2 protein-coding genes are annotated in these 1,497 nt (G+C 73.7%); both read left to right on the top strand.

Annotated elements, in window-relative coordinates:
* On the top strand, positions 1 to 611 hold a 611-nt coding region (locus HO151_RS01785), incomplete at its 5' end, for an NAD(P)/FAD-dependent oxidoreductase (RefSeq protein ID WP_173894376.1).
* Between the two features lie 4 nt (positions 612 to 615).
* Positions 616 to 1,347 (top strand): hydrogen peroxide-dependent heme synthase, encoded by a 732-nt coding sequence (gene hemQ, locus HO151_RS01780; RefSeq protein WP_173894375.1) that lies wholly within the window; start codon positions 616 to 618, stop codon positions 1,345 to 1,347.
* Positions 1,348 to 1,497: the final 150 nt, after the last annotated feature.

Below are 1,497 nucleotides of genomic sequence, written 5' to 3'. Positions count from 1 at the left end.
GTGCCGCGGCCGCCCTGCTGCGCACCGAGGTCCCGGCCGCCGCGGCCGAGCTCGCGGCCGTCGAGTACGCGTCCATGGCGCTGATCACCCTCGCCTACCGGCGCGCCGGGACCGCCCTGCCCGCGGGCAGCGGTTTCCTGGTGCCGCCCGTCGACGGGCGCACCATCAAGGCGTCGACGTTCGCGTCCCAGAAGTGGGGCTGGATCGCCGAGGAGAACCCGGACACGCTGGTCCTGCGGACGTCCGTCGGCCGGTACGGGGAGACGGAGATCCTCGGCCGCGAGGACGCCGAGCTCGTCGACGTGTCCCGGCGCGACCTGCGCGAGGCCACCGGCCTGACCGCGGAGCCCCTGGAGACCCGGGTGACCCGTTGGGACGACGGCCTGCCCCAGTACCCGGTCGGGCACCACGCGCGCGTGGCCCGCATCCGCGCGCACGTCGCCCGGGTGCCGGGCCTCGCGGTGTGCGGAGCGGCCTACGACGGCGTGGGGATCCCGGCCTGCGTGGCGAGCGCGAACGCCGCGGTGGACGCGTTGCGGGGCGACGGCCGGCCGCTCGCCGCGCTGATGGCGAACCCGGTGCGGAGCCTGCACGGCGGAGCGGGAGAATAGCCCCATGAGTGACGACGCCCCCACCACCGGCCAGGCCAGGACCCCGAACGCGGGCAAGAAGGCCAAGGACCTCAACGAGGTCATCCGCTACACCCTCTGGTCCGTGTTCAAGCTGCGCGACGTGCTTCCCGAGGACCGCGCCGGCTACGCGGACGAGGTCCAGGAGCTGTTCGACCGGCTCGCCGCCGAGGACGTCACGGTCCGCGGCACGTACGACGTCTCGGGCCTGCGCGCCGACGCCGACGTCATGATCTGGTGGCACGCCGAGACCGCCGACCGGCTCCAGGAGGCGTACAACCTCTTCCGCCGTACGAAGCTGGGCCGTGCGCTGGAGCCGGTGTGGTCGAACATGGCGCTGCACCGGCCGGCGGAGTTCAACCGCTCGCACGTCCCGGCGTTCCTCGCGGACGAGACGCCGCGCGACTACATCAGCGTGTACCCGTTCGTGCGCTCGTACGACTGGTACCTGCTGCCGGACGAGGACCGGCGCCGGATGCTCGCCGACCACGGCAAGATGGCGCGCGGGTACCCGGACGTACGGGCGAACACGGTCGCCTCGTTCTCCCTCGGCGACTACGAGTGGATCCTCGCGTTCGAGGCGGACGAGCTGTACCGCATCGTGGACCTCATGCGGCACCTGCGGGCGTCCGAGGCGCGGATGCACGTCCGCGAGGAGGTCCCGTTCTACACGGGCCGCCGCAAGTCCCTGACGGACCTGGTCGAGGGCCTCGCGTAGAGCTTCCCGCCAGGGGCGCGGGGAACTGCGCGACAAGCCCCCACCGGGCCGCGGCCGAGGCACGGCCTCCGGGACCCGACCCGGCGAAGGGTGCCTCATGCCGCGTGGCGTCCGCGGGCCGGACGTGGCCGGTCGCGCAGTTCCCCGCGC

Source organism: Streptomyces sp. 8P21H-1 (assembly GCF_013302945.1).
This window is presented reverse-complemented; position numbering and strand designations above follow the sequence as displayed.